This is a genomic window from Salmonella sp. NW722 (assembly GCF_051702785.1).
Classification (GTDB): Bacteria; Pseudomonadota; Gammaproteobacteria; order Enterobacterales; family Enterobacteriaceae; genus Salmonella; species Salmonella enterica.
This window is the reverse complement of sequence record NZ_JAMMIN010000008.1, coordinates 13,341-38,661: the sequence shown is the minus strand read 5'-3', so window position 1 is coordinate 38,661 and position 25,321 is coordinate 13,341. Positions and strand designations below refer to the sequence as shown.

Below are 25,321 nucleotides of genomic sequence, written 5' to 3'. Positions count from 1 at the left end.
GAGGAGAAGCAGAATGAAAGTAGTTGCATTGACGGCCATTGGTCACCTCGAGTTACAGGAACGTAACATGCCAGTCCCTCAAGCGGGTGAGGTGTTGCTGAAAGTGATGGCTTCCGGGTTGTGTGGTTCGGATGTGCCAAGGGCGTATCAAACAGGCACGCTGAGTTTTCCGCGCGTACTGGGGCATGAGTTCGCCGGTCGGGTTGAGGCGGTTGGTTTGGGCGGCGATCCTGCATTGATTGGCAAGCGGATGGCCGTATTCCCAATTGTACCGTGCATGACGTGCGAGTTTTGCCAGCAGCACCACTATCCTCGCTGCCTGAACTACAGCTCTTACGGTTCCCGTCGTGACGGTGGTTTTAGTGAATATTTAACGGTTCCGGAATTTAATCTCGTCGAATTCCCTGATCATGTCAGCTACAGCGCAGCGGCTATGCTTGAACCGGCTACCATTGCTTTGCATGTCATACGGCGTGCTAACCTGGATCTGAATGACAGTATCGTCATTATTGGCGCAGGTCCGATAGGGCTAATGGCAGCGCGTTGGGCGACGATTTACGGTGCGCAAAAAGTCATGCTGATTGATGTGAATCCGAAAAAAGTCGAGTTCTGCCGCGAACTGGGATTCGAACATGTGTGCCTCGCCACTGAAGAGGATGCGGTTGAGTGGGTGTTGAAAGAGACTGATGGTTTTGGTGCGCATGTCACGATTGAAGGAAGTGGTTCATGCGCCGGATTAACCCAGGCGCTGTTAGCCTGTCGTGTTTACGGCAAAGTGATGCTGATGGGCAATCCGCATGGTGATATGCAAATTCCACGTGAAGTATATGACAAAGTAATGCGTAAAGAAGCGGTTATCGCCAGTGTTTATAACTCAGTTTATAAACAAATGCCGCACGACGAATGGGCTGATGCAGCCGCTGCGATTAGTTCAGGGAAATTACAGGTCAATGACTTAATTTCTCATCAGGTAGAAATCGACAGCGTTATAGATCTTTTTGACACATTCCACCATCGTCGTGGTTTTACCTGTAAAGGTATGATGGTTACAAAGGAGTAATATGATGAAGTCCCCTTTAATCGCCCCCTCGCTAATGTGCATGGATTTATTACGGCTTGAAGAGCAAGTTAGTTTTCTGAACGATAAAATCGGTTATTTCCATGTCGATATTATGGATGGTCACTATGTTCCAAATTTGACACTGTCACCGTTTTTTGTATCGCAGATGAAGCGGGTGGCAAGCGCCCCCATTGATTGCCATCTCATGGTGACTAACCCGCAAGATTATATCAGTACCCTGGCCGACGCCGGCGCATCCATGGTGAGCTTTCATGCTGAAACGGCAAATGGGCAGGCATTCCGTCTGATTGACAATATTCGCTCAGCGGGAATGAAATGTGGACTAGTTGTAAACCCGGAAACCCAACTCGACATCGTTACGTTATATCTGGATCGTGTGGATAAAGTGACTATTATGACGGTGGATCCGGGTTTTGCCGGACAAGCATTTATATCCGCAATGCTGAAAAAGATTGCTGCCTTTGCAGAATATCGGCAGCAGCATCAACTGGAATTTTTAATTGAAGTTGATGGCTCTTGTAATAAAAACACCTATAGTGCATTAGTGGAAGCCGGGGCTGATGTGCTGATTGTCGGTTCCAGTGGTCTTTTCGGTCACTCAGAAGATATTGGTGAAGCCTGGCAGATTATGCAACGAGATCTGGCAGAAGCGCTGGCATAAGACTCTAACAGGCGTTGGCATCCCGACGCCTGATAATCTTTTTACTCTTTTTCCAGCATATCAATAATGAAAAGTAGCTCGTCATCATTGAGTTTGACATCAAGTTTATCCTCCAATATCTCATTGGCCTTTTGATATATTTTAAATAATTCGCTCATCAAATATGCTTCCCGATTAAGTTTGTTATACGTTATGGTTTCATTACGAACCGAACGCTCTATCGCAACGCAGGTATGCACAATCATATTGAGTAAATTGGAACCGAATTCATCAAAGTGACGTTGTTCTTTCAACTGCTGCAGAAAAAGCATGACGATGGGCACGATTTTTTTCGGATTCAGGTAAGTTAAAAACTCTTGTAGATATTGTTCAGCCAGTTTAGTAAGCGTTACCGGATTTTTATTTTCAACCATCACCGGAAAAGCCCCACCGATAATGGTCTGGAATGTCAATTCACCTTTTGGTGAAAAGAAATCTGGCAGTGAAATATAGGGTACATCCAGTCCGGGGTTAATCACGCCAATTGAAAGCAACACCTGATATTCAGTAGTGATTTTATGCTTCGTATTGAGCACCTCTTCAACCGACAGGTTAATGATATGGATATCTTTACGATTCATCTCTTCCAGTACTGAGCTTAATAAATTTTTAAGTTTCCGGGCAATCCCTTCGCCAGACGAACAAATAGCCAGTACTGCCAATGGTTTATTGCCAGTAACTACCGCATTGTGTTCACTGACGCCGTAACCTTTGAAATGTTGCAGGCTCAAATAAATGTCATCCAGATCGGCATCCAGCAGTGCCGAGCGTCTAAGTGCTTCAATCACTAAGGGAGTAGAAACCATGTCCAGAGTTCTGACGGGGACATTACACTCTTGTGATAAGAGATATCCCGCCTGGATGAGCGATCCCATATCCACTAATAATAAAAATCCTTTTGCATTTGAGTAAGCTGTGATGGTTTGCTTGATTTGCGCAATGGCCTGGTTCGGGCGGATATCCAACGGCATATTGACGGCTGATATATTATCTTCAGCAATTAATATTTTTGCTATGTCGACCATGTTGCTGGCGATCATATCACCATGGGTCGCAACGATAACGTGGATATGCTTATCACGTTCACGAACCACCAGCGAGGCCAAAAGAATGGTCAGATAGACAACTTCATCATCATTAATATCAATATCAAATTCTTTATACAGTCGTTTTTTGATTGTCAGCGCAGATTCATATTCTTCAAGGTTATCAACGCGATAATGTCTTATCCAGGTATTCGTGCGTGAGCGGGTTCTTTTTTGTATAATATTATTCAGATGGTACCCCAAAGACAGCAGAAATCCATGGCTGAACTCTTTATTCAACTGAAGCTCTAATTCATTTTTTAACGACTGACAGAAGACTAGAGTCGCATTCGGTAAACCGTGATCAACATGTTCAAGCTTTTTGGGTAAACGCAAGTCGATATACTGGTTGATTTCAGAAGTGATGTAATTATTTATATCAGTATCTGAAAAATTTTGCTCCAGCATGAATTGGATTTTCTTATCAATAACATCATAGACCTGAAAAGGAGTATTATGTTTATTTACATCAATATCTGTGTATAAGTCCAGGCCCGAATGTGAGTTATCAGGCATGATCGTGATAGTACCAGCCAGTGCATGCTGCAACCCAACCAGATAATCGTTGTCACGCGCCAGATTAAAAATTCCCACTTTGATATCAGAGATGAGTTTATCGTAAGTAATATTAAGCTGGTTAGGATTATTATCTTCGATAAAAAAGTGGGCGCATACGGACTGGATAGTCGATTTTAATTTACCCACGTTACCAGAGAAAGACGAGCCGATGATTGCTTTAGCACTGTCGGTATCAATAGTTATGGCGCAGTTGATTTTTCTGGCTTCGATTTCCAGCAGATATTTTAACAGATCGACCTGATCGCCAGGTGAACGTTCGGCAAGATTAGGAATATTGATTTTGATTGGGATACGCCGCAGAAAAGTGGAAAGCAGCGTAGAATTAGGCTCTTCGGTGGTGGCGCAAATAAGTAATATTTGTGCCTTACGACTACGCTGTGTCTCCCCTAGCAACCCATAAGTGCCTGTATCCATAAAATAAAATATCATTTCTTGCCCTTCAGGCGGCAAGCGATGAACTTCATCAAGAAATAACATTCCACCATCTGCTTCACTGAGTAGGCCAAATTTATCTCTGGTAGCACCGGTAAAAGCGCCTTTTACATGGCCAAAGATATGAGAAACCAATAATTGCGGATTACTGGCATAATCAGCACAGTTAAAAACGATAAACGGTGAATTTTTATCAAGCGCATTCTGATAAACAGCGTAATTATACATCAGACTGGCAAAAAGACTTTTCCCTACACCAGTGTCCCCCGTTAACAGCGTATGCAATCCATGCGGAGGATACATAACAGCAGCTTTAGCCTGATTGATTTGTTTTTTAATACTTCCGTTATACCCCAGAAAATACTGGAAAGGCTCTTTTTGTACATCATGCACAGGCAGATTAGCACTCTGATGAATGGTTTTAAGGTTTTCTTTTTTGATAGAGTAAAGTACTGGGCGAGTGCCGGATTTGACTATTTTATTCTCTTTAATAAATTGATTTAAATAATTACTAACATTGGGCCTGGCAATATTTGTATATAGTGCAATCTGCTCAGTTGTCAATCCATTAGGAAAAGTGATACAAAGCTCACAAACTGCCTGAAATATTTTCTCTTTTCTGTTCATCGGAGATCACATTTTTTGTAGGGTATTATGTTTGGCGCGCGCTTTTGTGTTGTTTTAGCGCAATTTCTATATTGAGCACGCCAATCGTGTAAACGGGAATGATATACATTGTTATAATCAACAACCGATCATTTCATAACAATGAAACGAATAAGTTGATGCTACATACCACAACCACATTGAAAGCGGCACTTCGTTTCAATGGGATTTCTACAATAGATATACACCTAAAGAGGAATTTTTACTATGACAATCAGTCTGCTATTTTTTTGTTGCTGGTAGGTAAGGTTGCAATAACCCGGCGCAACTAAAACGTTTCGCTTCTTCCCGGACCAATTACTTCTTGATGAACAATAGAACATAGCAAAAAAACGAGTTAATAAAATAGTAATACTGATCTCTTAAATCCTGTCAGTAGCACTGAGTACCTTTCAGACACAAATAAATCATTGTGATCGCGCTCGCATCGTGAACAATGTTGAGCCATGAGTTATATCAATATCAATATCAATGAAATCGATAGTTTTATTGAAGTTATGGGATGGAGAATGGACAGCAATACTCAGGGATTCACTTCATACTGGCGTAATAGCTTAGCTGATGCCGAGTCTGGAAAAGGGGCATTCGAGCGTAAAGATGAAGATTCATTCAATGACCTGACGGTCAACCTCTATAAACTCTGGAACCGAATGGCATCCGGGAGCTACTTCCCACCGCCAGTTCGGCGGGTGGAAATTCCCAAAAGTGGTGGTGACCCTGGCCCAAAGGGGAAAAGCTGATCGCCGAAGCGCTGGGCGTTGCGCCAGAGAAAATCTGGCCTTCTCGTTATAGCTAGTCAGGCCGGAGATGGGGGCTATGGATTTCCATTCCCAGAAAAGCAAAAACCCAGCCACAGGCTGGGTTTTCTGAATAAGTGGTGCCCGGACTCGGAATCGAACCAAGGACACGGGGATTTTCAATCCCCTGCTCTACCGACTGAGCTATCCGGGCAACGGGGCGCATTAAACCGTAAAGGGGCGCGGTCGTCAACGGCTTTACACGAAAAAAGTGATAAAAGCGCGCTGACTGCCTGCTTTTCAGGCAAAATGCATAAAATCAGTACCCCGTCAGGTGAGCGCCCCACCCTGGCGGCACTGTGCAAAACGCAGAATATCTTCCGCCAACCGCTGAGCGGTATCTACATCAGCCTGACTGCGGTTGACCAGCATTCGGCTGAGACAACCTTCCAGCACCAGCTCCATTTGCCTTGCAACCATCGCCGGATCGTCAATTTCCAGCGTGGTCAGTAGCTCATGGGTAAAATCATGTGCCGCGCGTTTTTGTTGATTAGCCAGTTGGTGAATCGGATGGGTTGGATCGGGATAAAACGTACAGGCGGCAATGAACAGACAACCAGGATAACGGTTATTACTGACACATTCCGAAAGCGCGCTGTAGCGTGCCAGTAGCTTTTGTTCAGCAGAAAGCGTCTCATCAAGAAGAAGCTGGCGTCGCCAGATATCTACCTGCTGACTCAGATAACGTAGCGCGTCATATAAAATGGCTTCTTTATCTGGCCAGAAACGCTGTAATGTGTCGAGTGGGCGATTTACGCGCTCCGCCACCATTTCCAGCGTAGTATCGGCTATCCCTTGCGTCTCCAGTAATTTCAGGGCTTCTCCCAGAATATCTTCACGTTGCACGGTATTCTCCTCCGTCTTTGCTTTTGCAAGTGTCGCTCACGGTTGGCGATCGTGCAAATGCGCGCTAAAGGTGGCGGCGTCCATAAAGCCGGTGACTCGCGATTGCGGCTGTTCCTGGCCTTGGGCATTAAAGAACAGAATGGTGGGCAGCCCGAGGACTTGCAGATGCTTTAACAGCGCGGCGTCCTGCGCATTGTTAGCGGTGACGTTAGCCTGCAAGAGCACCGTGTCGCCGAGCGCCTGCTGGACCCGCGGATCGCTGAAGGTATACTTTTCAAACTCTTTACAGGCCACGCACCAATCGGCGTAGAAATCCAGCATAACGGGTTTGCCTTTGGCCTGCGCCAGCGCCTGATTGAGTTCGTCCACGGTAGAAATAGCCGTGAAATTGAGGTGCGCTGGAGCTTGCGCGGATGGCGATCCGAACGCCCAATCCTGTAGAGGCCGCACGCTAATGAGCGCTGCCGCCAGCAGGATAATCTGTACGATACGCATCCACGCTCGTCTGGCCTGAAGGCTGGTGATAAAGGCCCAACAAAAGAAAGCGACGCCCAGCAGCGACCACAGACGTAAACCCCAAGCCTCGCCAATAATCCGCTCCAGTAAAAAGACCGGTAACGCAAGGATCACGAAACCAAAAGCGGTTTTAACATGCGCCATCCACGGGCCGCTTTTCGGTAGCAGACGGTTGCCAAACACGGTGACCAGCATTAGCGGCAGACCCATACCTAATGCATACAAATACAGCGTACCGCCGCCCAGCCACATGTTGCCGCTCTGAGCGATATAAAGCAGGATCGCGCTTAATGGCGCTGTGGTACAGGGCGAGCAAATTAATCCTGCAATCGCCCCCATAACAAAAACACCGCCGGGCGAACCGCCTTGCTGACGATTACTCATTAATGTCAGCCGGGTTTGCAGTGAGGAGGGGAGCTGTAGTGTGAACAGGCCAAACATCGACAACGCAAGCAGGGTGAACACGATGGCAAGGCCGATTAACACATAAGGGTGCTGCAGCGCCGCCTGAAACTGTAATCCCGCTGCGGCGACGACCAGACCCAGTGCGGTATAGGTCAGCGCCATCCCTTGTACATAGATAAAGGCCAGCAGCAGTGCGCGCCCCGTCGACAAACGTTGCCTTCCCCCCAGGACAATACCGGAAATCAGCGGATACATGGGTAAAACGCAGGGCGTAAAGGCGATACCGATGCCGATCAGCAGCGCCCAGAGCGCGGAAAACGGTAGCTGGGCGGCGGTTTTTGACGTCTCACTCGTCTGGGTGACAGCAGGCGTCGGCGTGGCGTCTATTGCCGCGGCGACTTCACTTAGCGGCACCGTTTTCGTTTCCGGCGGATAACAGAATCCCGCATCGGCGCACCCCTGGTACGTTACCGTTAATGTCGCGCCAGCCGCCGCCTGGTTAACCGTTACCGGAACGTTTAGCCGCTTACGGTAGATTTCGCTTTTTCCGTAGAACTCATCTTCATGCCAGACGCCTGCCGGGAGTTGGACTGCGGCGATATCCGCTTTCGTCGGCGTGATACTGATTTGTTTACGGTAAAGGTAGTAACCCTCTTTTACCTGCCAGGAGAGGGTAAGATCGTGTTGATTTTGCTGAAAATCAAAAACAAACGCCCGGTCTGCCGGGACGAACTGCGAGCGACCCGGCGCGTCGAATAATCCGGCGAAGGCGGATGTGCTGCACAGCAGCAGGATCAGCGTAAAGATGCGTTGAGCCATGAGAGGTAATCAGTATCTCCGTGAGTAACAGGTAAAACCAGAAGTTCAGGCGTTTGATACGGGTGATGAGACTTCAGGCAGTCGATAAGCGCTTGCTGATGTGAAACGGTGGTTTTTAAGATCATTTGAACTTCATACTCCTGCTCCAGTTTGCCTTCCCAGTAGTACAGCGATGTCGCGCCGGGGAGGAGGGTGGCGCAGGCGGCCAGTTTTTCCGCCAGCACTTTGGCAGCCAGATCCTGGGCGGTAGCTTCATCCGGGGCGGTACAAAGCACCACAACGGCCTCGGGGATGGAAATATCCTGACTCTTAACATCAAGCATAAACACCTCGAAAGAACAAAAAGACCCGCAAGTGAACGGTCACTATACAACGGACGAGGGCAGGATGTTAGTCAAAGGGCGGGAGAATGCGGGGCGTGATACGCCCCGCGGGTGAAACACTTACAGCATAAAGCTGCCCAGCAGGAAGCCGAAGCAGACAGCCAGAACGACGCCCAGGGTGCCTGGGATGAAGAACGGGTGGTTAAAGACGAATTTACCGATACGGGTTGTACCGGTGTCATCCATCTGTACCGCCGCAACCAGAGTCGGGTAGGTCGGCAAAATGAACAGGCCGGAAACGGCGGCGAAGGAAGCGACTGCCGTCAACGGAGAGACGTTCAGCGCCAGCGCCATCGGCATCAGCGCTTTCGCCGTTGCCGCCTGAGAGTAGAGCAGCGCGGAAGCAAAGAAGAAGATGACGGCCAGCAGCCACGGATGACCCTGGATGACGCTACCCGCAGTGTCTTTGATCCAGTCGATGTTAGCGGATACGAAGGTATCGCCCAGCCACGCCACGCCCAGAATACAGATACAGGCGCTCATCCCTGCTTTAAAGGTGCTGGAGTTGAGGATGGCGTCAGTTTCCACTTTACACAGGATGGTGGTCAGCGTTGCGACGCTCAACATGATGATCAAAATAGCGTTGGTGGTGTTCATCAGCGGTTTCTCAACCAGGCCGAGGCTCGGACTGTTGACAATCGCATAAACAACCACGCAGATAACGCCCAGCAGGAACAGCCAGACGGAATTTTTTGCCATCGGTTTGATTTCAATCTGCTTTTCACCACGCAGTTCAATCAGCCCTTCTTCCAGACGCTTGCGGTAAATCGGGTCGTCCGACAGTTTGGAGTTGAACAGCATCGTGACCAGGAAGGACATCACCAGCACCGCCAGCAGCGTAGAGGGGATAACCACGGACAGCAGGTGAATGTAGCTAATGCCATGACCTTCCATAACAGAAGACATATACACCACGGCCGCAGAAATCGGCGAGGCGGTAATCGCAATCTGCGCGGATACCACGGCGGTCGAGAGCGGACGGCAAGGTTTGATTCCCTGCTCCTTCGCGACTTCAGCAATAACCGGCAGCGTTGCCAGGGAAATGTTCCCGGTACCAGCAAAAATAGTCAGGAAATAGGTCACAATCGGTGCGAGGATAGTGATGTATTTCGGGTTCTTACGCAGCAGTTTTTCCGTCTGGTTTACCAAATAATCCAGACCGCCCGCGACCTGCATAGCAGAGATCGCGGCGATAACCGCCATGATGATGGAAATGACATCGAATGGAATTGTCCCTGGCTTCACGCCGATGGCGGCAAGTACCAGAACACCCAGCCCACCTGCGAATCCAATACCGATGCCCCCAAGTCTGGCGCCCAAAAAGATTGCCAGCAAAACAATGATAAGTTCGACAACTATCATATTAGCCTTCCTTGTTGTTTAACAAGTTGATATTAAATTGTTGTTATTTGGTAACTTCTTGTAAGAAAAAAGGCACGTCATCGTGACGTGCCTCTTTGGTACTACCCTGTACGATTACTGTTCGCTTTCATCAGTATAACGTTTAGCTTTATAAGCCGGGTGCATCAAGTTCTGTACGGAGAAAATATCGTCCAGCTCGGCTTCCGTTAACAGGCCGCGCTCCAGCACAACTTCACGTACGCTCTTACCGGTTTCAGCACAGATTTTACCGACGATGTCGCCGTTGTGGTGGCCGATGAACGGGTTGAGGTAAGTGACGATACCGATGGAGTTATAAACGTACCCTTCGCACACTTCTTTATTCGCGGTAATGCCGTTAACGCATTTTTCCAGCAGGTTGTAGCACGCGTTGCTCAGAATGTGGATGGATTCGAACATCGCCTGACCGATAACCGGCTCCATAACGTTCAACTGCAACTGACCGGCTTCTGCCGCCATCGTAACGGTGGTGTCGTTACCGATGACTTTAAAGCATACCTGGTTTACGACTTCCGGTACAACCGGGTTCACTTTGGCTGGCATGATGGAAGAGCCCGCCTGCAGTTCCGGCAGGTTGATCTCGTTCAGGCCGGCACGAGGACCAGAAGAGAGCAAGCGCAGGTCGTTACAGATTTTGGACATCTTCACTGCCAGACGTTTCAGCGCGCTGTGAACCATAACATACGCGCCACAGTCAGATGTCGCCTCAATCAGATCTTCAGCCGGAACACAGGCGAAACCAGTGACTTCAGCCAGTTTTTTCACCGCCAGCGGAGAGTATTCTTTCGGCGTGTTCAGACCGGTGCCGATTGCCGTTGCGCCAAGGTTGACTTCCAGCAGCAGCTCAGCAGTACGCTCGATGCTTTTCACTTCTTCTTTCAGCAGGATGCTGAACGCACGGAATTCTTGACCAAGCGTCATCGGTACGGCGTCCTGCAACTGGGTACGACCCATTTTCAGGATGTCCTGGAATTCAACCGCTTTACGTTCGAAACCTTCACGCAACTGGTTGATGGCATCGATCAGTTTGACGATAGAGGCGTAAACCGCTACACGGAAGCCTGTCGGATAGGCATCGTTAGTGGATTGACATTTATTCACGTGGTCGTTCGGGTTCAGGTACTGATATTCACCTTTCTGATGACCCATCAGTTCCAGCCCGATGTTGGCCAGCACTTCGTTGGTATTCATGTTGACGGAAGTGCCCGCGCCGCCCTGATAGACATCTACCGGGAACTGGTCCATGCACTTACCGTTGTTAAGGACTTCATCACATGCGGCAATGATGGCGTTCGCCACACTCTTAGGAATGGTTTGCAGCTCTTTGTTGGCCAGCGCCGCCGCTTTTTTTACCATAACCATGCCACGCACAAATTCAGGGATGTCGCTGATTTTGTTATTGCTAATGTAGAAGTTTTCAATCGCTCTCAGAGTGTGAACACCATAGTAGGCTTCAGCTGGAACTTCCCTGGTACCCAACAGATCTTCTTCGATACGAATGTTGTTTGACATGTGAACCTTCTTTTTCAAGCTGCCAATGATTTTTACTTTAAAACACACAGGATATATGTGATTTCGAATGTTTTCTGACCGACGATTATCCCCTCCATCGGCCTGATAAACGAGATCATATGCTGGTTCAGAATTCCTACCGTAATCTGGATCACTTAAAGTGTGGGAATTTACCCCTTATTTATTATTTTGTGAAATAGGTCACCGCTTTAGTATTACTACCTAAAATAGGTGTACAAACCACTTGAAATTTTGCTACGCACCACCATATCGAATCGATGCGAATCGCAACCCCATTCAAATGGTCGTCGCAGACGGCCATGACTTACAGGAGAGTCCTTTGCGCTGGATACCCTTTTTAGCTGTCTTTCTCTATGTTTACATTGAGATTTCTATCTTTATCCAGGTCGCCCATGTGCTTGGTGTCCTGATGACGCTAATCCTGGTGATTTTTACGTCTGTTATCGGTATGTCGCTGGTACGTAACCAGGGTTTTAAAAACTTTTTGCTGATGCAACAAAAAATGGCGGCCGGTGAGAGCCCGGCGGCAGAAATGATTAAGAGTGTATCGCTGATCATCGCTGGCTTACTGCTCCTGTTGCCGGGGTTTTTCACCGATTTTCTCGGCCTTCTCCTTTTGTTACCGCCGGTGCAAAAACATTTGACGCTGAAGTTGCTGCCGCATTTACGTTTTTCCCGGATGCCGGGCGGCGGGTTTAGCGCGGGTACTGGCGGTGGCGAAACATTTGACGGCGAGTATCAGCGTAAAGACGACGATCGCGATCGTATTGAACATAAAGACGATCGTCGGGATTAAAGGTAGAAATGTTGGTCGGATAAGTCGCGTGAGGCGCTATCCGGCCAGCGGATGCGTCTTACGCCATGCGTTTTCGCTTCGGTAAAAATAGCCATAATGCAGCCAGCATGATAATGGCATATAAGCTTTTCCACCCCAGCATTGCCAGCAATAACAGGCACAGTAGACAACCCGTCACCGCCAGTGCATAGCAGCGCCCTTTCAACAGTCGACAGCCCGCCAGCATACAAAGCAGATAGAGCATAATAAAAATCCCGTTAGCATAGACGATCAGCGCATTGAGGTTAATCTTCAGGGCGTAGACGACCAGGGAACTCACGCAACAACAGACCAGAATAACGTTTAACGCGTGCAAGGGAAGGCGCCCGGGAGAGAGTTGAGCCAGATAGTGATCGGGCTGATATTGCATTTGCGTCCATATCAGACGCGCAAAACTCTGAGCATACACATTCAGGCTGGCAAAGCAGGTGAGATAACCAATAATGCAGGCTACCCACAACGCCTGGATACCGAAGAGATGAACAATAATAAGCGGTAGCGAGGCTGTTGCCGCTATCTTGTCGCTATAGACGCCAAAATGCAGCACCACGGCGGTACAGGTCCAATAAATGGCGCCGGCCAGCATCAGGCCAATGATCAATGCGCGCGGAAAATCACGTTCAGGATTTTTAAATTCAGACGACAAATGCGTAAAAGCCTCAATTCCCACAAATCCCCAGAACATGATCGCCAGGGCGGTACACAGCCGGGAAAAGGTGATTTCGTTTGCGGCTGGGAAGGTGATATCTGCAGGTTTAATCGCGCCTTTCCACAGAATGGCGGCAATAAGCGCGATAATTAATCCAGCGATAATGGCTTGCAGGTTGGCGCTGGAGCTGGCGCCGCGCGATCCCATAAACCATAGTAAACCTAGAGTACCCAGCTCCCCAAATAAGAGCTGTTCGCTTTGCCAGCCAAACAGCGCCTGGCCGAAACCCACCGCAATATGCAAGGCTGCGGGAAAACTAACAGGAATAACTGATAAAAACAGCCAACTGATCACTCGTTGCAGACGCGGGCCAAATGCCATCCCGACAAAATGCGCTACGCCGCCAGCGTGTGGAAAATGACGCCCCAGCACAGCAAAGACAATCGCAATAGGGAAAATCAAAATAATGAGCAGCGGCCATGCCCAAAGGCTGATGTCGCCTGCCGCCAGCGCAGCCAGCTCCGGAAGCGCAAAAACGCCAGTCCCTAATAATGATGTGGTTAACAAGATAACGCCCTGAACCAACCCAAGCTCTTTTTTTAGTTCATTCATCAGCTCATTATCCGGCGGCATTGTAACGTCAGGTGACGACAGGCATTTTTAAGCGTATCACACACGCCTTTTCTTATAGCAGGATGTTCTAAACCTTGGGTAAACGTGAGATAAGTAGCGTTTTTACCGCTTTTTTCGCTCAGAAGAATTTTTTTTCATCTCCCCCCTTGAAGGGGCAAAACCCCATCCCCATCTCTCTGGTCACCAGCCGGGAAACCGTTTACGGGCCGGCGTCACCCATAACTGATAATGACTTTCTCAAAGGAGAGCTATCAATGAGTATTCGTCCGTTACATGATCGTGTGATCGTCAAACGTAAAGAAGTTGAGTCCAAATCTGCTGGCGGCATCGTACTGACCGGTTCCGCAGCGGGTAAATCAACTCGTGGCGAAATCATCGCTGTCGGTAAGGGTCGCATCCTGGACAACGGTACTGTACAGCCGCTGGACGTGAAAGTTGGCGACATCGTTATTTTTAACGATGGCTACGGTGTGAAATCTGAAAAGATCGACAATGAAGAAGTGTTGATCATGTCTGAAAGCGACATTCTGGCAATTGTTGAAGCGTAATCCGCGAACGACACTGAACATACGAATTTAAGGGAAAGAGAAAATGGCAGCTAAAGACGTAAAATTCGGTAACGACGCTCGTGTGAAAATGCTGCGCGGCGTAAACGTACTGGCAGATGCAGTGAAAGTAACCCTCGGTCCGAAAGGCCGTAACGTGGTTCTGGATAAATCTTTCGGTGCGCCGACTATCACTAAAGATGGTGTTTCCGTAGCGCGTGAAATCGAACTGGAAGACAAGTTTGAAAACATGGGCGCGCAGATGGTGAAAGAAGTTGCCTCTAAAGCGAACGATGCTGCAGGCGACGGCACCACCACCGCGACCGTACTGGCGCAGTCCATCATTACCGAAGGCCTGAAAGCCGTTGCTGCGGGCATGAACCCGATGGACCTGAAACGTGGTATCGACAAAGCGGTTGCTGCGGCGGTTGAAGAGCTGAAAGCCCTGTCCGTACCGTGCTCCGACTCTAAAGCGATTGCTCAGGTAGGTACTATCTCCGCTAACTCCGACGAAACCGTAGGTAAACTGATCGCGGAAGCGATGGATAAAGTCGGTAAAGAAGGCGTCATCACCGTTGAAGACGGTACCGGTCTGCAGGATGAACTGGACGTGGTTGAAGGTATGCAGTTTGACCGCGGCTACCTGTCTCCTTACTTCATCAACAAGCCGGAAACTGGCGCAGTAGAGCTGGAAAGCCCGTTCATCCTGCTGGCTGATAAGAAAATCTCCAACATCCGCGAAATGCTGCCGGTTCTGGAAGCCGTTGCAAAAGCAGGCAAACCGCTGCTGATCATCGCTGAAGATGTTGAAGGCGAAGCGCTGGCTACCCTGGTTGTTAACACCATGCGTGGCATCGTGAAAGTGGCTGCTGTTAAGGCACCGGGCTTCGGCGATCGTCGTAAGGCGATGCTGCAGGATATCGCTACCCTGACCGGCGGTACCGTAATCTCTGAAGAGATCGGTATGGAGCTGGAAAAAGCAACCCTGGAAGACCTGGGTCAGGCGAAACGTGTTGTGATCAACAAAGACACCACCACCATCATCGATGGCGTGGGTGAAGAAGCTGCCATCCAGGGCCGTGTTGCTCAGATCCGTCAGCAGATTGAAGAAGCGACCTCCGACTACGATCGTGAAAAACTGCAGGAGCGCGTAGCGAAACTGGCAGGCGGCGTTGCGGTAATCAAAGTTGGCGCTGCGACCGAAGTTGAAATGAAAGAGAAGAAAGCCCGCGTTGAAGATGCCCTGCACGCGACCCGTGCTGCGGTAGAAGAAGGCGTGGTTGCTGGTGGTGGCGTTGCGCTGATCCGCGTTGCTTCTAAAATTGCTGACCTGAAAGGCCAGAACGAAGACCAGAACGTGGGTATCAAAGTTGCGCTGCGCGCAATGGAAGCTCCGCTGCGTCAGATCGTGCTGAACTGCGGCGAAGAGCCGTCTGTTGTCGCTAACACCGTTAAAGGCGGCGACGGTAACTACGGTTACAACGCAGCAACTGAAGAATACGGCAACATGATCGATATGGGTATCCTGGACCCAACCAAAGTTACCCGTTCTGCGCTGCAGTACGCGGCTTCTGTGGCTGGTCTGATGATCACTACCGAGTGCATGGTGACCGACCTGCCGAAAAGCGATGCTCCTGATTTAGGTGCTGCTGGCGGCATGGGTGGTATGGGTGGTATGGGCGGCATGATGTAATGCGACGAGAGTCGCATTCCTCTGCGTAACTAACTGAATAAAATAGAGAATTTTTCTCTTGCAGTTAGCTTACGTGCCCGGTGAGCGGGGCTTGCCCCGCTCCCAAAACCCTTTAGCGTAGCATAAGGTGGAGTCGCTTCGGCGGCGGAATACGCACCCATATTTGGGTTACCTTTCAGTGATGAGCAGTAACGCGCCCATTACTTTCACTCAGTTATCCGCAGTAGTTTACTCTACGCGGAGTGCCCATCAGGGCAGACGTCGGTGATTCCCAAATCGACGTTACATCCTTAACGATTATGGCGAAGCTTGCCATACATCATCAATTCATCCTTTCATGGATTCATGAACAGGACGGGATCGTTTTGCTCGCGATCTTCACAAGAGGAATGCAGCGCAAGCTGTACGGGTGATTGTTCTGTCGCTTTTCTGAGCAGAAACAGCGAAGAAGAACCCGTTGTTCAGCCAACGGTAGCCTAGGGATAGTGCGTCACTGGTAACGGTGGGGTGCGGAGCTTCCTGACAACGTACTCCCGCGCAAGCGGCGGTTGATATCCGTGAGGAAATTAACTGGATTGGTCTAACGACATGATCATGAGAGGCCAGGCTGTATCGTAAGGTTAACGTACGTGAACTGCTGTTAAACACCGTCAGCCGCATTGAGCGTAAGTCGTTGATACGCTCTGACCAAAAGGTGGGTGGACAGGTTATCCCTTTTACATCTGGGGATACGCTGATATGAGCGCCACCGGTGGATAGGCAGAACCTAACCGATACGTGTCATCCGTACGGAACTCGGTAAGCCCGTATATTCGCCTCGTTGAGGCAGGGGAGCCGTAAGGCGAACTGTTGGGTATGCGGGTAAGGGAGGTTGGAGAAAGCAAATGCCGCGCTGTAATGGCGTGGATAGAGGCATGAAACAGGGCTTCACCGGAAACGGGGCAGACTTCCAACTGGTCTTAAATCGTAATAAGGCTTGTAAAGCTTATTGAATGTAAAAACCCCGAGGGGCGAAACGTGATTTCTCCCTCGGGGGAAATCCACGTTCGTCCTCAGGGTGCTCTCGACAGAGCATTCAGGAGGATAGCAAGGTGAATACCGAAACGCGAGTTGAATCGCAGGCGGTATCTGCATCTTCCCGCCCGGAAAGGTGGCATGCCATTAACTGGCGTAAAACCTCAGAAGCGGTGAGAAAGCTACAGGTACGCATTGCGAAGGCAGCGCAACAGCAGGAGTGGCGGCGGGTAAAAGTGCTGCAACGAATGCTGACCCGTTCGCTGGCGGCTAAGGCATTAGCGGTCAGGCGAGTCACGGAAAACCGGGGCAAGGATACCCCCGGAGTAGATGGAAAGTTATGGAGTACCCCGAAAACCAAATGGGAGGCCATCTTCGATATGAAGAGAACCGGATATCACCCTAAACCGCTACGGCGGGTGTATATCCCGAAGTCGAACGGCAAGTTGCGTCCGCTCGGGATACCGACCATGAGAGACAGAGCCATGCAGGCGTTGTATCTGCTGGCGCTGGAACCCGTGTCGGAAACAACAGCCGACCGCAACAGTTATGGTTTTCGTCCGATGCGTTCAACGGCGGATGCTATTGAACAGTGCTTTGTGGTGCTCAGTCGGGGCAACTCGGCGCAGTGGGTGCTGGAGGGCGACATCAAAGGGTGTTTCGATAACATCAGTCATGACTGGTTACTGGCGCATATCCCGATGGATAAGCAGGTGCTGGGTAAATGGCTGAAGGCAGGCTACATGGAGTCCGGTCATTACCATACAACCGGTGCGGGTACGCCTCAGGGCGGTATTATCTCACCGGTACTGGCCAATATGGCGCTCGACGGGCTGGAAGCGGTGCTTGAATCCCGATTTGGGGTGAAGAATACCAAAGCCAGCTACAAGACCAAGGTCAACTATGTGCGTTATGCAGACGACTTTATCATCACCGGTATCTCGCAAGAGTTGCTGGAGAATGAAGTTAAACCTCTCGTTGAAGCCTTTATGGCGGAGCGGGGGCTGCAACTGTCGCCGGAGAAAACGGTGATAACGCACATTGAGCAGGGTTTTGACTTCCTCGGCCAGAACGTGCGCAAGTATCGCGGGAAAATGCTGATAAAGCCTTCCCGTAAGAACCTGCGAACGTTTCTGGCGAAAGTGAGGGACATTGTGAAGCGTCACCCGACACAGCCGCAAAACTGGCTGATACATCAGCTCAACCCGGTATTGCGGGGATGGGCCAACTATCACCGGCATGTGGTGGCGAAGGAGACGTTCAGCTATGTCGATTACCGTGTCTGGAAACTGCTCTGGCGCTGGTGTTGCAGGCGGCATAAAAACCGCTACAAACGCTGGGTGAAGGCGAAATACTTTCACACAGTGGGCAACCGGCACTGGACGTTTCAATGGCGGGAGGATAAGGAGAATCCGGTGACTTTAGTCTATGCAAAAGACACCGTCATTAAACGCCATACCAAGATAAAGGCGGAGGCTAATCCTTATCTGCCTGAATGGGAACCGTACTTTGAGCAACGCCTTGAGCGTCGCTGGAAGGAAACCATGCAGGGCAGGAAGAAGTTGCTGGCGCTCTGGCTCAGGCAGGAGAAACGCTGCCCGCTCTGTAACCAGTTAATTACGATGGAAACAGGCTGGCACGTTCACCATAAGCACCAGAAGCATCTGGGCGGCGGTGACGAGCTTGAGAATCTGGTGATGCTGCATCCGGGCTGCCACATCCAGTGGCACGTGAATTGTGATAACATGGAAATACATACAGTGGTTGATAGGTAATACTATGGAACAGCACAAAACTATCCTACAAGCTTTGGCGAATGGTTCATTTGGTAACTTTATAAATGAATCATCAGATATGGATATCAACATCTTTGAAGAGTTACTTTCTTCCGGGATGGTGACGGCCATTGATGCTTGTACCTTTGATGGAAAAGAATATCTTGATCCTAAGATAACTTTGAGAGGGCGGGAGTTTCTGAATCAACTGACAGCTAAGCCGAAAGAATCGGCATGGAAAGTCTGGTTCAAAACTTGGTGGAAAGTAATTGTGGCTGTTACTGCTGTCTTAAGTTCCGTTGCCACAATTGCGGGATATTTCAAATAATCGCGCAACCGGTTCAACCCGTCGGTTGAACTTATTAAGGCTTGAGCCGTATGCGGGGAAACTCGCTCGTACGGTTCTTAGGGGGCGGCGGCGCAGTAATGCGCTGCTGCTACCCGACATTGCCCACACCCTGCATCCTTCAGGCTGCAGATGCGTTGGCTAACCCCAGTCACTTCCTTGAGTAAGTGACTGGGGATTAACAAACTGGCCGCCTTCCTGCAACCAGAATGATTTGGGTGCTTATCTCCCAGAATTGAGAAACCCCCGGGCAGAAATGACCGGGGGTTTTTCTTTTAGTCATCTTTTTAGTATAAGATTCAGATACGGACAAAACGTCCAGCTCATTGATTATGGGGAATAACATGCACGTGAAATATTTAGCAGGGATCGTTGGCGCCGCGCTGCTGATGGCGGGTTGTAGCTCCAGCAACGAACTCACCGCTGCCGGCCAAAATGTACGCTTTGTCGAAGATAAGCCAGGCGCGGAATGCCAGCTAATTGGTACGGCAACCGGTAAACAGAGTAACTGGTTTTCAGGCCAGCACGGCGAAGAGGGTGGCTCAATGCGTGGCGCAGCGAACGATCTGCGTAATCAGGCGGCCGCGATGGGTGGAAACGTGCTGTATGGCGTAAGTAGTCCGTCGCAGGGCATGTTGTCCAGTTTTGTCCCGACGGCCAGCGAGATGAACGGCCAGGTTTATAAATGTCCGAACTGATATGTCTGAATCGTAACGCCCTCTGAAAGATTCAGAGGGCGATATGGTTAGCGTTTTTCCTGCGATGACGCCATGCGTAGATTATGCAACGCGCGCATACATTGATCTTGCGTCAGACGCGCTGCTTTACCGGTTCCAAGCGTTCTGACAAAAACCTTACACGGTTTTCCTTCCAGCTTTTTAAGACGCGGGCTGAAATTCAGCAAGCGGCGTGATATCGCTTCAGCTTCTTTAGAGCCTGACTGACTACGGGTCTTAATGATGGTGCCGCAATCATGCGATTGTCCTGCCTCATCCGTATAACGATAAACGAGCGCTAAATAATGGTTATACAGATTATGTTTCCAGTCAGGCTGGTTATAGGTATCGAATTCGATATTACCGTTTTCCAGGCAGTCAGCATCGTATAATGGTAAAAAGTCCAGCATTGAAGAAATACGCAATGCGAGCTCACGCATTTCGGCATTATTAATGGCGTGAATAATAGCCATCACCAGAACTTCAACCTGCCACTCACCGACCTGTAAATCAAGATGGCTACCATTGTGCAGCTTTAACGTAAAGGTTAATACTTTTTCTGTATTATCGCTCAACGCTACAGATTCAACACGCTGATTAACATCGGCGTTTTCCAGCTCTTCACGGAGTATTGCCGGAATATTCTCATGCATTTTAAGCACATGACTGCTTTTAGCTTTCTGGCGTTTTTCCTGCTCTTGTTCCGGAAGCGAGTGTTGTAGATAAAGCCGGTGTTCAAGGCCGATCAACAAGTCTCGCAGCGCGAGCACAGGAAAGAAAAGCAGTGTTTCTTTATTTCTCAGTGACTTCACCTTAAGCGCCAGCGCGATAAACTTATCATTGTGACGAATAACGCCGGTATTTAGTCCCTTAATCGTTAAGGCCATGTCAATTCTCCACAAATATAAAATAATTAAATGTTTTACTGCAATGTATTTGATATATAAATTGTTTATGCCGTCCTATAAAAAGGAGAACCAGTATAATTCGAAAATGCAGTACACGCTAAGCGAGTCCTAAAACGGACTTTATTGAAAAGAGAGGACCGGAAAGGTGTATTTAACGAAGGTTAGTTTATCCTCGCCAAAGGGTGAGGAGAATCGCGGGGGAGTCTCCTCGTAATATTGCGCGGTAATATTTTTCGTCGTCCCTGACGCGCCCGCGAGGATTAGCACTGCCGAAGCTGTAAATCCAGCGGTGTTTTGCTCGGTTCGCCGCCGATTTCACGCGCCAGTCTTGGCACCATATAGCCGGATACCAGCGTGAGCAGTTCGCGCATGATTTGCCGGGCTTCGTCATCGGTGACCATAAAATGCGCGGCGCCCTGCACTTTATCCAGCACATGCAGGTAATAGGGCATCACGCCGGCGTCAAATAGCGCGTTGCTCAGATTCGCCAGCGTTCGCGCGTTATCATTCACGCCACGCAGCAGGACGCTCTGGTTGAGAAGCGTGACGCCCACGTGGCGCAGTTTCTTCATCGCCAGGCAGAACGCCTCGTCCACTTCATTAGCGTGGTTGATATGGTTCACCAACAAAATTTGCAGACGTGACTGGTCAAAGCGGGCGACCAGTTCGTTAGTAATGCGTGCCGGGATGACGATAGGCAACCGACTGTGGATGCGTAGCCGCTTGACGTGCTTTATGGCTTCCAGTTGCGTGAGCAGCCAGTCCAGCTCATGATCTTTCGCCATCAGCGGATCGCCGCCGGAAAAGATGATCTCATCCAGTTCCGGGTGTGCGGCGATATACTCCAGCGCGACTGTCCAGTTACGCTTATTGCCTTGATTCTCCGCATACGGGAAGTGACGACGGAAACAGTAGCGGCAATTTACCGCACATCCGCCTTTTACCAGCAATAGCGCCCGGTTTTGGTATTTATGCAATAATCCTGGCACCACGCTGTGTTGCTCTTCCAGCGGGTCGGTGGAGAAACCGGGGGCGACAATAAATTCATCCCGGGACGTCAGCACTTGACGTAAAAGAGGATCGTCAGGGTTGCCCTTCTCCATGCGCGCAATAAAAGCGCGCGGCACGCGGAGGGCAAACAAGCGCCTGGCGTCCTGTCCTGCCCGGAGGTTTTCATCAGCTTCAATCTGTAAAAGATGCAGCAGTTCGTCGGGATTGGTCACAACATCGGCAAGTTGCGCTAACCAATCTTCTCGCAATGGGGTATTTAGGGTTACAATATGCGCCATTTTGTGGCTTAGCTACCAGTTAACAATTTCAGAGGGCCTTATGGCGACTTACTATAGCAACGATTTTCGTTCCGGTCTTAAAATCATGTTGGATGGCGAACCTTATGCGGTTGAATCCAGTGAATTCGTGAAACCGGGTAAAGGCCAGGCGTTTGCCCGCGTTAAGCTGCGCCGTCTGCTGACCGGCACGCGCGTTGAGAAAACCTTCAAATCGACCGATTCCGCAGAAGGCGCGGATGTAGTCGATATGAACCTGACTTACCTGTACAACGACGGTGAGTTCTGGCATTTCATGAACAACGAAACCTTCGAGCAGCTGTCTGCAGATGCCAAGGCTATCGGCGACAACGCAAAATGGCTGTTGGATCAGGCGGAATGCATCGTGACCCTGTGGAACGGTCAGCCTATCTCTGTCACTCCGCCGAACTTTGTTGAACTGGAAATTGTTGATACCGACCCAGGTCTGAAGGGCGATACCGCAGGTACTGGCGGCAAACCAGCCACGCTGTCTACTGGCGCAGTGGTTAAAGTTCCGCTGTTCGTGCAGATTGGCGAAGTGATCAAAGTCGATACCCGTTCCGGCGAATACGTATCCCGCGTAAAATAATTTACGTTATCGGGAAAAATGGTGCAGCGTATGCTGCGCCATCCTATTTTTCGCGCCTCAATGATGAAACGCTTTATCGGTCTTGTCGCGCTGGTTCTTCTTACCAGCACATTATTAACGGCATGTAATACCGCCCGCGGCTTCGGCGAAGATATTCAGCATCTTGGCCACGCCATCTCCCGCGCAGCCAGCTAATCGCTTCTCGTCTTCCTAAAATTAGTCGATCGCCCGTCATTTTCTGGGATGTTGTCTATTATTAAGTTGCTATACACAAACAACATTGGCTAGAAAAGGAAGACATTATGGTTAAAAAGACAATTGCAGCGATCTTTTCTGTTTTGGTACTTTCCACTGTATTAACTGCTTGTAATACCACGCGCGGCGTGGGCGAGGACATCTCGGACGGTGGTAGTGCGATCTCTGGCGCTGCAACCAGAGCTCAGCAGTAATCATCAACGGTACGGCATGGCGTCGTACCGTTAATCGATTTTCTCCGGAAGCATAAGAAAGGGAGAATATCGGTTATCCATATGAAGTTTCATACGGATATTACGCTTATAGGTGTAAACCGTTTTCCCGTGAATGCCAAGCGCATACGCAATCTCTTTATTGCTGGTGCCTTCCGTCCACATCGCGAGCACTTTTTCCTCCTGCGGAGAGAGCAATGGCGTGGCGCTTTCCGGCGCTTCCTGCAGTGGATGAGTATATAGCGCTCCTTTAATTCGTTGTGCAAGCTCATGTAAAGGCGTGTGTTTAGATAACACCGCATGACTGGCATATTGCGGTCTGTACGGCATATTCCCTGACTGTAATAATACCAACGGCGTCATCCTGCAGGCGGCAAAAAATGCATTGATAGGCTGCTCGGGTAAGGCATCGTTGAGAAAACCATATAAATCAGCGATAACCAGATGGGGCTTCCATTGCAGAATATGTTCTTTCGCCAGTATAAGGTTATTCATCCCGGATACCAGCAGTGAAGAACTGAGCACATCAGTGTGATTAAGCCAGGCCTCCATGCCCGTACGGGTAAAGTGGCATCGGTCTATCACTAAAATTTTCAACATAGTTTTTTGCACCCGGAAGTAGATAAAGCACTTTCTTTCCCAGAAGGCGTTCCATCATAGAGAACTCCTGTGGGCGCTAAATGCGAAAACTACGCGGCTTAAAAGGGCCAATTCCCGCCTTTAGACGGAAAAAAATAAAAAGGTTGAAATTCATTTTCTCTCAGGCAAGAATGGCTTTTCATCCGTATACGTTACAGGACGACCTGTAAGCGCTATTCTCACCGGGGACGGCCCCATTAATTATCTGGAGCCTGCTATGTCCTGGATCATTCTATTAATCGCTGGTTTACTTGAAGTGGTATGGGCTGTCGGCCTGAAGTATACCCACGGTTTTTCTCGTCTGACCCCCAGTATTATCACCATTACGGCCATGGTTATCAGTATGGCGTTACTTTCCTGGGCAATGAAAACGCTGCCCGTTGGAACGGCGTACGCCATCTGGACCGGCATCGGCGCCGTCGGGGCGGCAATCACCGGTATCCTTCTGCTGGGCGAGTCTGCCTCACCGGCGCGTTTGCTCAGTCTTGGCTTGATCGTCGCGGGTATCATTGGGCTAAAACTCAGTGCGCATTAATTCGTCGCTGATATTGCTACGAACCTGATTGTTTTACCCAAATTAATTTATTGACGTCAAACCCCTCCCGGGTCGCGACGGCCAGCATTTGCTGTTTTATTTCCTCAGAAAGCGTTGGCGTGCGAGAGAGTATCCACAGATAGTCGCGATCCGGGCCGCACACCAGCGCATGACGGTATTCCCGGTCAAGCGCAATCACGTTATAGCCGCCGTAGAACGGGCCGAAAAAAGAGACCTTGAGCGCGGCGCGGTTTGGACTACCGGTAAAATACGCTTTGCCTTCTGTTTTTTGCCACATTCCCCGATCCGGGTTATAGCCTTTATTGATGACATTAATCCCGCCATCGTCACGCAGACTATAGGTGGCCGTGACTTGTTCCAGCCCACGTTCAAATCGATGATCGAGGCGTGCGATCTCATACCAGGTGCCGAGGTAACGTTTGGCATCAAAGTTATTTACCACGGTAACGCCTTTAGGCGGAGTAGGCGAACTACAGGCGACAACCAGAAATGCAGCCGTAACTGCAGCAACGACGGGCAGAATGCGCATAAAATTTTCCTTCCAGTGTTTTTTCTAAGTGTAGAACCTGGCGGGAAAATGAGAGGCAGGAAAAGAAAAAACGCCCTCTTATCGGGTAGATAAGAGGGCGTCGTGGCAACTTAGAGAGTGATAACGCCAATCGCCGTCACAACGGTCAGGATTGCCGCCAGACCGTAGAAGACCCATTTGCCCGCGGGCACGTGGATTTTCAGGTCATGCATCGCGTGGTGCATACGGTGTAGGCCACACCATAGCGGCAGCACGATCATCAGGAACAGAAAAACGCGACCAATAAAGCTTTGGGCGAACGTCAGTACGCGCTCAAAACTCAAGGCATCGCCCGGAAATAGCCCCAGCGGCAGCATGATGCCAACCAGTAGCACGATCACCGGCGCGATGATCGCGCCCCACATACCGCCTGCGCCAAACAGTCCCCAGAATACGGGTTCATCAGAACGTTTTGGGTTTGGATTAATCATCCGGGACTCCTTACCAGAACAGGGCAACATACAGAATGACTACGGTGACTACCGCAGTGACCACCCAAAGCCCTTTGATGATTGGCTCTGGCCCCATTTTTTCGTCTTTTACAATGATATTGGCCGCCTTCGGCGCCAGTTCAAACCAGGTTTTGGTGTGCAGCAGCGCGGCCGCCAGGGTGATCAGGTTTAAGATCACTACCACCGGGTTTTGTAAAAAGCCGACGAATCCCATCCAGGATTCCGCGCCGTGTTTGAGCGCAAACAGACCGAAAATCAGTTCAATACTGAACCAGACTGCCGGCACCGCTGTGCCTTCGCGCAGCATATAAAAGCGATAAAACGGCAGTTTTTTCCACCAGGTGGACGTCATCGGCCGCACATAGGGTTTGCGTTTAGTCGTCATG

The 25,321-nt window shown here is 49.7% G+C and carries 25 protein-coding genes, 1 tRNA gene and 2 pseudogenes; 14 read left to right on the top strand and 14 right to left on the bottom strand.

What is annotated here, in order from left to right:
• The first annotated feature begins 13 nt into the window (after positions 1-13).
• Positions 14-1,060 carry a galactitol-1-phosphate 5-dehydrogenase gene (locus NA330_RS18725; RefSeq protein ID WP_000869375.1) on the top strand — a complete coding sequence of 349 codons (1,047 nt, stop codon included), beginning with the start codon at positions 14-16 and terminating at the stop codon, positions 1,058-1,060.
• A gap of 1 nt (position 1,061) precedes the next feature.
• Positions 1,062-1,742, top strand: coding sequence for a D-allulose 6-phosphate 3-epimerase (gene alsE, locus NA330_RS18720; protein ID WP_001651305.1), 681 nt, complete (start codon positions 1,062-1,064; stop codon positions 1,740-1,742).
• 41 nt (positions 1,743-1,783) lie between these two features.
• On the opposite strand, the gene NA330_RS18715 is transcribed toward alsE, so the two are convergent.
• Positions 1,784-4,504 (bottom strand): sigma 54-interacting transcriptional regulator, encoded by a 2,721-nt coding sequence (locus NA330_RS18715; protein ID WP_001805434.1) that lies wholly within the window; start codon positions 4,502-4,504, stop codon positions 1,784-1,786.
• Between the two features lie 548 nt (positions 4,505-5,052).
• Here NA330_RS18715 and NA330_RS18710 point away from each other — a divergent pair.
• Positions 5,053-5,154: pseudogene (locus NA330_RS18710) on the top strand (hypothetical protein); the annotation flags it as partial.
• A gap of 107 nt (positions 5,155-5,261) precedes the next feature.
• Positions 5,262-5,339: pseudogene (locus NA330_RS18705) on the top strand (helix-turn-helix domain-containing protein); the annotation flags it as partial.
• Between the two features lie 79 nt (positions 5,340-5,418).
• Here the strand turns inward: NA330_RS18705 and NA330_RS18700 are convergent.
• From NA330_RS18700 to aspA, 6 genes are all read right to left on the bottom strand, one after another.
• A tRNA-Phe gene (locus NA330_RS18700) sits at positions 5,419-5,494 on the bottom strand.
• 116 nt (positions 5,495-5,610) lie between these two features.
• Positions 5,611-6,186: a transcriptional regulator gene (locus NA330_RS18695; RefSeq protein WP_001188509.1), complete on the bottom strand. Its 576-nt coding sequence runs from the start codon at positions 6,184-6,186 to the stop codon at positions 5,611-5,613.
• Positions 6,187-6,222: 36 nt separating this feature from the next.
• Positions 6,223-7,926, bottom strand: a complete 1,704-nt coding sequence (locus tag NA330_RS18690) for a protein-disulfide reductase DsbD (protein WP_023242525.1) — start codon at positions 7,924-7,926, stop codon at positions 6,223-6,225.
• The gene (gene cutA, locus NA330_RS18685; RefSeq protein WP_000887832.1) at positions 7,902-8,249 is read right to left on the bottom strand and encodes a divalent cation tolerance protein CutA; all 348 of its coding nucleotides are present in this window, start codon (positions 8,247-8,249) and stop codon (positions 7,902-7,904) included. Before cutA ends, NA330_RS18690 begins: the two co-directional genes overlap by 25 nt.
• A 120-nt stretch (positions 8,250-8,369) precedes the next feature.
• Positions 8,370-9,671: an anaerobic C4-dicarboxylate transporter DcuA gene (gene dcuA, locus NA330_RS18680; protein WP_000637595.1), complete on the bottom strand. Its 1,302-nt coding sequence runs from the start codon at positions 9,669-9,671 to the stop codon at positions 8,370-8,372.
• A gap of 114 nt (positions 9,672-9,785) precedes the next feature.
• Positions 9,786-11,222, bottom strand: a complete 1,437-nt coding sequence (gene aspA, locus NA330_RS18675; protein WP_000069440.1) for an aspartate ammonia-lyase — start codon at positions 11,220-11,222, stop codon at positions 9,786-9,788.
• Positions 11,223-11,562: 340 nt separating this feature from the next.
• Between aspA and NA330_RS18670 the strand changes: the two genes are divergently transcribed.
• Entirely contained in the window at positions 11,563-12,039 is a 477-nt protein-coding gene (locus tag NA330_RS18670) for an FxsA family protein (protein WP_001267291.1), read from the top strand.
• 58 nt (positions 12,040-12,097) lie between these two features.
• Here the strand turns inward: NA330_RS18670 and yjeH are convergent, their stop codons facing one another.
• Positions 12,098-13,339 carry an L-methionine/branched-chain amino acid transporter gene (gene yjeH, locus NA330_RS18665; RefSeq protein WP_023216535.1) on the bottom strand — a complete coding sequence of 414 codons (1,242 nt, stop codon included), beginning with the start codon at positions 13,337-13,339 and terminating at the stop codon, positions 12,098-12,100.
• Between the two features lie 275 nt (positions 13,340-13,614).
• Here yjeH and NA330_RS18660 point away from each other — a divergent pair, with 275 nt between their 5' ends.
• The 5 genes from NA330_RS18660 to NA330_RS18640 all read left to right on the top strand — a co-directional run bounded on the left by NA330_RS18660 (position 13,615) and on the right by NA330_RS18640 (position 19,431).
• Positions 13,615-13,908, top strand: coding sequence for a co-chaperone GroES (locus NA330_RS18660; protein ID WP_000027827.1), 294 nt, complete (start codon positions 13,615-13,617; stop codon positions 13,906-13,908).
• Positions 13,909-13,951: 43 nt separating this feature from the next.
• Positions 13,952-15,598, top strand: a complete 1,647-nt coding sequence (gene groL / locus NA330_RS18655; RefSeq protein ID WP_000729126.1) for a chaperonin GroEL — start codon at positions 13,952-13,954, stop codon at positions 15,596-15,598.
• A gap of 1,091 nt (positions 15,599-16,689) precedes the next feature.
• Positions 16,690-18,387, top strand: coding sequence for a group II intron reverse transcriptase/maturase (gene ltrA, locus NA330_RS18650; RefSeq protein ID WP_023242527.1), 1,698 nt, complete (start codon positions 16,690-16,692; stop codon positions 18,385-18,387).
• Between the two features lie 4 nt (positions 18,388-18,391).
• Positions 18,392-18,715 carry a hypothetical protein gene (locus NA330_RS18645; RefSeq protein WP_023242528.1) on the top strand — a complete coding sequence of 108 codons (324 nt, stop codon included), beginning with the start codon at positions 18,392-18,394 and terminating at the stop codon, positions 18,713-18,715.
• Positions 18,716-19,077: 362 nt separating this feature from the next.
• Positions 19,078-19,431, top strand: coding sequence for a DUF4156 domain-containing protein (locus tag NA330_RS18640; protein WP_000558210.1), 354 nt, complete (start codon positions 19,078-19,080; stop codon positions 19,429-19,431).
• 47 nt (positions 19,432-19,478) lie between these two features.
• Here NA330_RS18640 and NA330_RS18635 read toward each other — a convergent pair whose 3' ends face one another.
• A complete protein-coding gene (locus NA330_RS18635) occupies positions 19,479-20,336 on the bottom strand; it encodes a YjeJ family protein (RefSeq protein ID WP_023242529.1) in 858 nt (285 codons plus the stop codon).
• Positions 20,337-20,617: 281 nt separating this feature from the next.
• Positions 20,618-21,646 carry an EF-P beta-lysylation protein EpmB gene (epmB, locus tag NA330_RS18630; RefSeq protein ID WP_000940486.1) on the bottom strand — a complete coding sequence of 343 codons (1,029 nt, stop codon included), beginning with the start codon at positions 21,644-21,646 and terminating at the stop codon, positions 20,618-20,620.
• Between the two features lie 40 nt (positions 21,647-21,686).
• On the opposite strand from epmB, the gene efp reads away from it, so the two are divergent.
• The 3 genes from efp to ecnB all read left to right on the top strand — a co-directional run bounded on the left by efp (position 21,687) and on the right by ecnB (position 22,702).
• Positions 21,687-22,253: an elongation factor P gene (gene efp / locus NA330_RS18625; protein WP_000257282.1), complete on the top strand. Its 567-nt coding sequence runs from the start codon at positions 21,687-21,689 to the stop codon at positions 22,251-22,253.
• 60 nt (positions 22,254-22,313) lie between these two features.
• Positions 22,314-22,448 (top strand): entericidin A/B family lipoprotein, encoded by a 135-nt coding sequence (locus NA330_RS18620; protein ID WP_000977687.1) that lies wholly within the window; start codon positions 22,314-22,316, stop codon positions 22,446-22,448.
• Positions 22,449-22,555: 107 nt separating this feature from the next.
• Positions 22,556-22,702 carry a lipoprotein toxin entericidin B gene (gene ecnB / locus NA330_RS18615; protein WP_000239598.1) on the top strand — a complete coding sequence of 49 codons (147 nt, stop codon included), beginning with the start codon at positions 22,556-22,558 and terminating at the stop codon, positions 22,700-22,702.
• Positions 22,703-22,732: 30 nt separating this feature from the next.
• Here ecnB and NA330_RS18610 read toward each other — a convergent pair whose 3' ends face one another.
• Complete coding sequence (locus NA330_RS18610) at positions 22,733-23,320, bottom strand: helix-turn-helix transcriptional regulator (protein WP_000912959.1); 588 nt, start codon at positions 23,318-23,320, stop codon at positions 22,733-22,735.
• Positions 23,321-23,576: 256 nt separating this feature from the next.
• Between NA330_RS18610 and sugE the strand changes: the two genes are divergently transcribed.
• Positions 23,577-23,894: a quaternary ammonium compound efflux SMR transporter SugE gene (gene sugE / locus NA330_RS18605; protein WP_000118469.1), complete on the top strand. Its 318-nt coding sequence runs from the start codon at positions 23,577-23,579 to the stop codon at positions 23,892-23,894.
• Between the two features lie 16 nt (positions 23,895-23,910).
• Here sugE and NA330_RS18600 read toward each other — a convergent pair whose 3' ends face one another.
• The 3 genes from NA330_RS18600 to frdC all read right to left on the bottom strand — a co-directional run bounded on the left by NA330_RS18600 (position 23,911) and on the right by frdC (position 25,320).
• Positions 23,911-24,444 carry a lipocalin family protein gene (locus tag NA330_RS18600; protein WP_001221670.1) on the bottom strand — a complete coding sequence of 178 codons (534 nt, stop codon included), beginning with the start codon at positions 24,442-24,444 and terminating at the stop codon, positions 23,911-23,913.
• Between the two features lie 110 nt (positions 24,445-24,554).
• The gene (gene frdD / locus NA330_RS18595; protein WP_000609650.1) at positions 24,555-24,914 is read right to left on the bottom strand and encodes a fumarate reductase subunit FrdD; all 360 of its coding nucleotides are present in this window, start codon (positions 24,912-24,914) and stop codon (positions 24,555-24,557) included.
• A 10-nt stretch (positions 24,915-24,924) separates the two neighbouring features.
• A complete protein-coding gene (gene frdC, locus NA330_RS18590) occupies positions 24,925-25,320 on the bottom strand; it encodes a fumarate reductase subunit FrdC (protein ID WP_000208749.1) in 396 nt (131 codons plus the stop codon).
• Position 25,321 lies beyond the last annotated feature (1 nt).

What these genes read in the sequence shown, in the direction of transcription:
- NA330_RS18640 (WP_000558210.1), top strand. Translation starts at nt 19,078, where the DNA reads ATGCACGTGAAATATTTAGCAGGGATCGTTGGCGCCGCGCTGCTGATG.
- efp (WP_000257282.1), top strand. Translation starts at nt 21,687, where the DNA reads ATGGCGACTTACTATAGCAACGATTTTCGTTCCGGTCTTAAAATCATG.
- alsE (WP_001651305.1), top strand. Translation starts at nt 1,062, where the DNA reads ATGATGAAGTCCCCTTTAATCGCCCCCTCGCTAATGTGCATGGATTTA.
- NA330_RS18715 (WP_001805434.1), bottom strand. Translation starts at nt 4,504, where the DNA reads ATGAACAGAAAAGAGAAAATATTTCAGGCAGTTTGTGAGCTTTGTATC.
- yjeH (WP_023216535.1), bottom strand. Translation starts at nt 13,339, where the DNA reads ATGAATGAACTAAAAAAAGAGCTTGGGTTGGTTCAGGGCGTTATCTTG.
- dcuA (WP_000637595.1), bottom strand. Translation starts at nt 9,671, where the DNA reads ATGATAGTTGTCGAACTTATCATTGTTTTGCTGGCAATCTTTTTGGGC.
- aspA (WP_000069440.1), bottom strand. Translation starts at nt 11,222, where the DNA reads ATGTCAAACAACATTCGTATCGAAGAAGATCTGTTGGGTACCAGGGAA.
- NA330_RS18620 (WP_000977687.1), top strand. Translation starts at nt 22,314, where the DNA reads ATGATGAAACGCTTTATCGGTCTTGTCGCGCTGGTTCTTCTTACCAGC.
- ecnB (WP_000239598.1), top strand. Translation starts at nt 22,556, where the DNA reads ATGGTTAAAAAGACAATTGCAGCGATCTTTTCTGTTTTGGTACTTTCC.
- sugE (WP_000118469.1), top strand. Translation starts at nt 23,577, where the DNA reads ATGTCCTGGATCATTCTATTAATCGCTGGTTTACTTGAAGTGGTATGG.
- NA330_RS18725 (WP_000869375.1), top strand. Translation starts at nt 14, where the DNA reads ATGAAAGTAGTTGCATTGACGGCCATTGGTCACCTCGAGTTACAGGAA.
- NA330_RS18645 (WP_023242528.1), top strand. Translation starts at nt 18,392, where the DNA reads ATGGAACAGCACAAAACTATCCTACAAGCTTTGGCGAATGGTTCATTT.
- NA330_RS18690 (WP_023242525.1), bottom strand. Translation starts at nt 7,926, where the DNA reads ATGGCTCAACGCATCTTTACGCTGATCCTGCTGCTGTGCAGCACATCC.
- frdC (WP_000208749.1), bottom strand. Translation starts at nt 25,320, where the DNA reads ATGACGACTAAACGCAAACCCTATGTGCGGCCGATGACGTCCACCTGG.
- groL (WP_000729126.1), top strand. Translation starts at nt 13,952, where the DNA reads ATGGCAGCTAAAGACGTAAAATTCGGTAACGACGCTCGTGTGAAAATG.
- NA330_RS18600 (WP_001221670.1), bottom strand. Translation starts at nt 24,444, where the DNA reads ATGCGCATTCTGCCCGTCGTTGCTGCAGTTACGGCTGCATTTCTGGTT.
- epmB (WP_000940486.1), bottom strand. Translation starts at nt 21,646, where the DNA reads ATGGCGCATATTGTAACCCTAAATACCCCATTGCGAGAAGATTGGTTA.
- frdD (WP_000609650.1), bottom strand. Translation starts at nt 24,914, where the DNA reads ATGATTAATCCAAACCCAAAACGTTCTGATGAACCCGTATTCTGGGGA.
- NA330_RS18610 (WP_000912959.1), bottom strand. Translation starts at nt 23,320, where the DNA reads ATGTTGAAAATTTTAGTGATAGACCGATGCCACTTTACCCGTACGGGC.
- NA330_RS18635 (WP_023242529.1), bottom strand. Translation starts at nt 20,336, where the DNA reads ATGGCCTTAACGATTAAGGGACTAAATACCGGCGTTATTCGTCACAAT.
- NA330_RS18660 (WP_000027827.1), top strand. Translation starts at nt 13,615, where the DNA reads ATGAGTATTCGTCCGTTACATGATCGTGTGATCGTCAAACGTAAAGAA.
- cutA (WP_000887832.1), bottom strand. Translation starts at nt 8,249, where the DNA reads ATGCTTGATGTTAAGAGTCAGGATATTTCCATCCCCGAGGCCGTTGTG.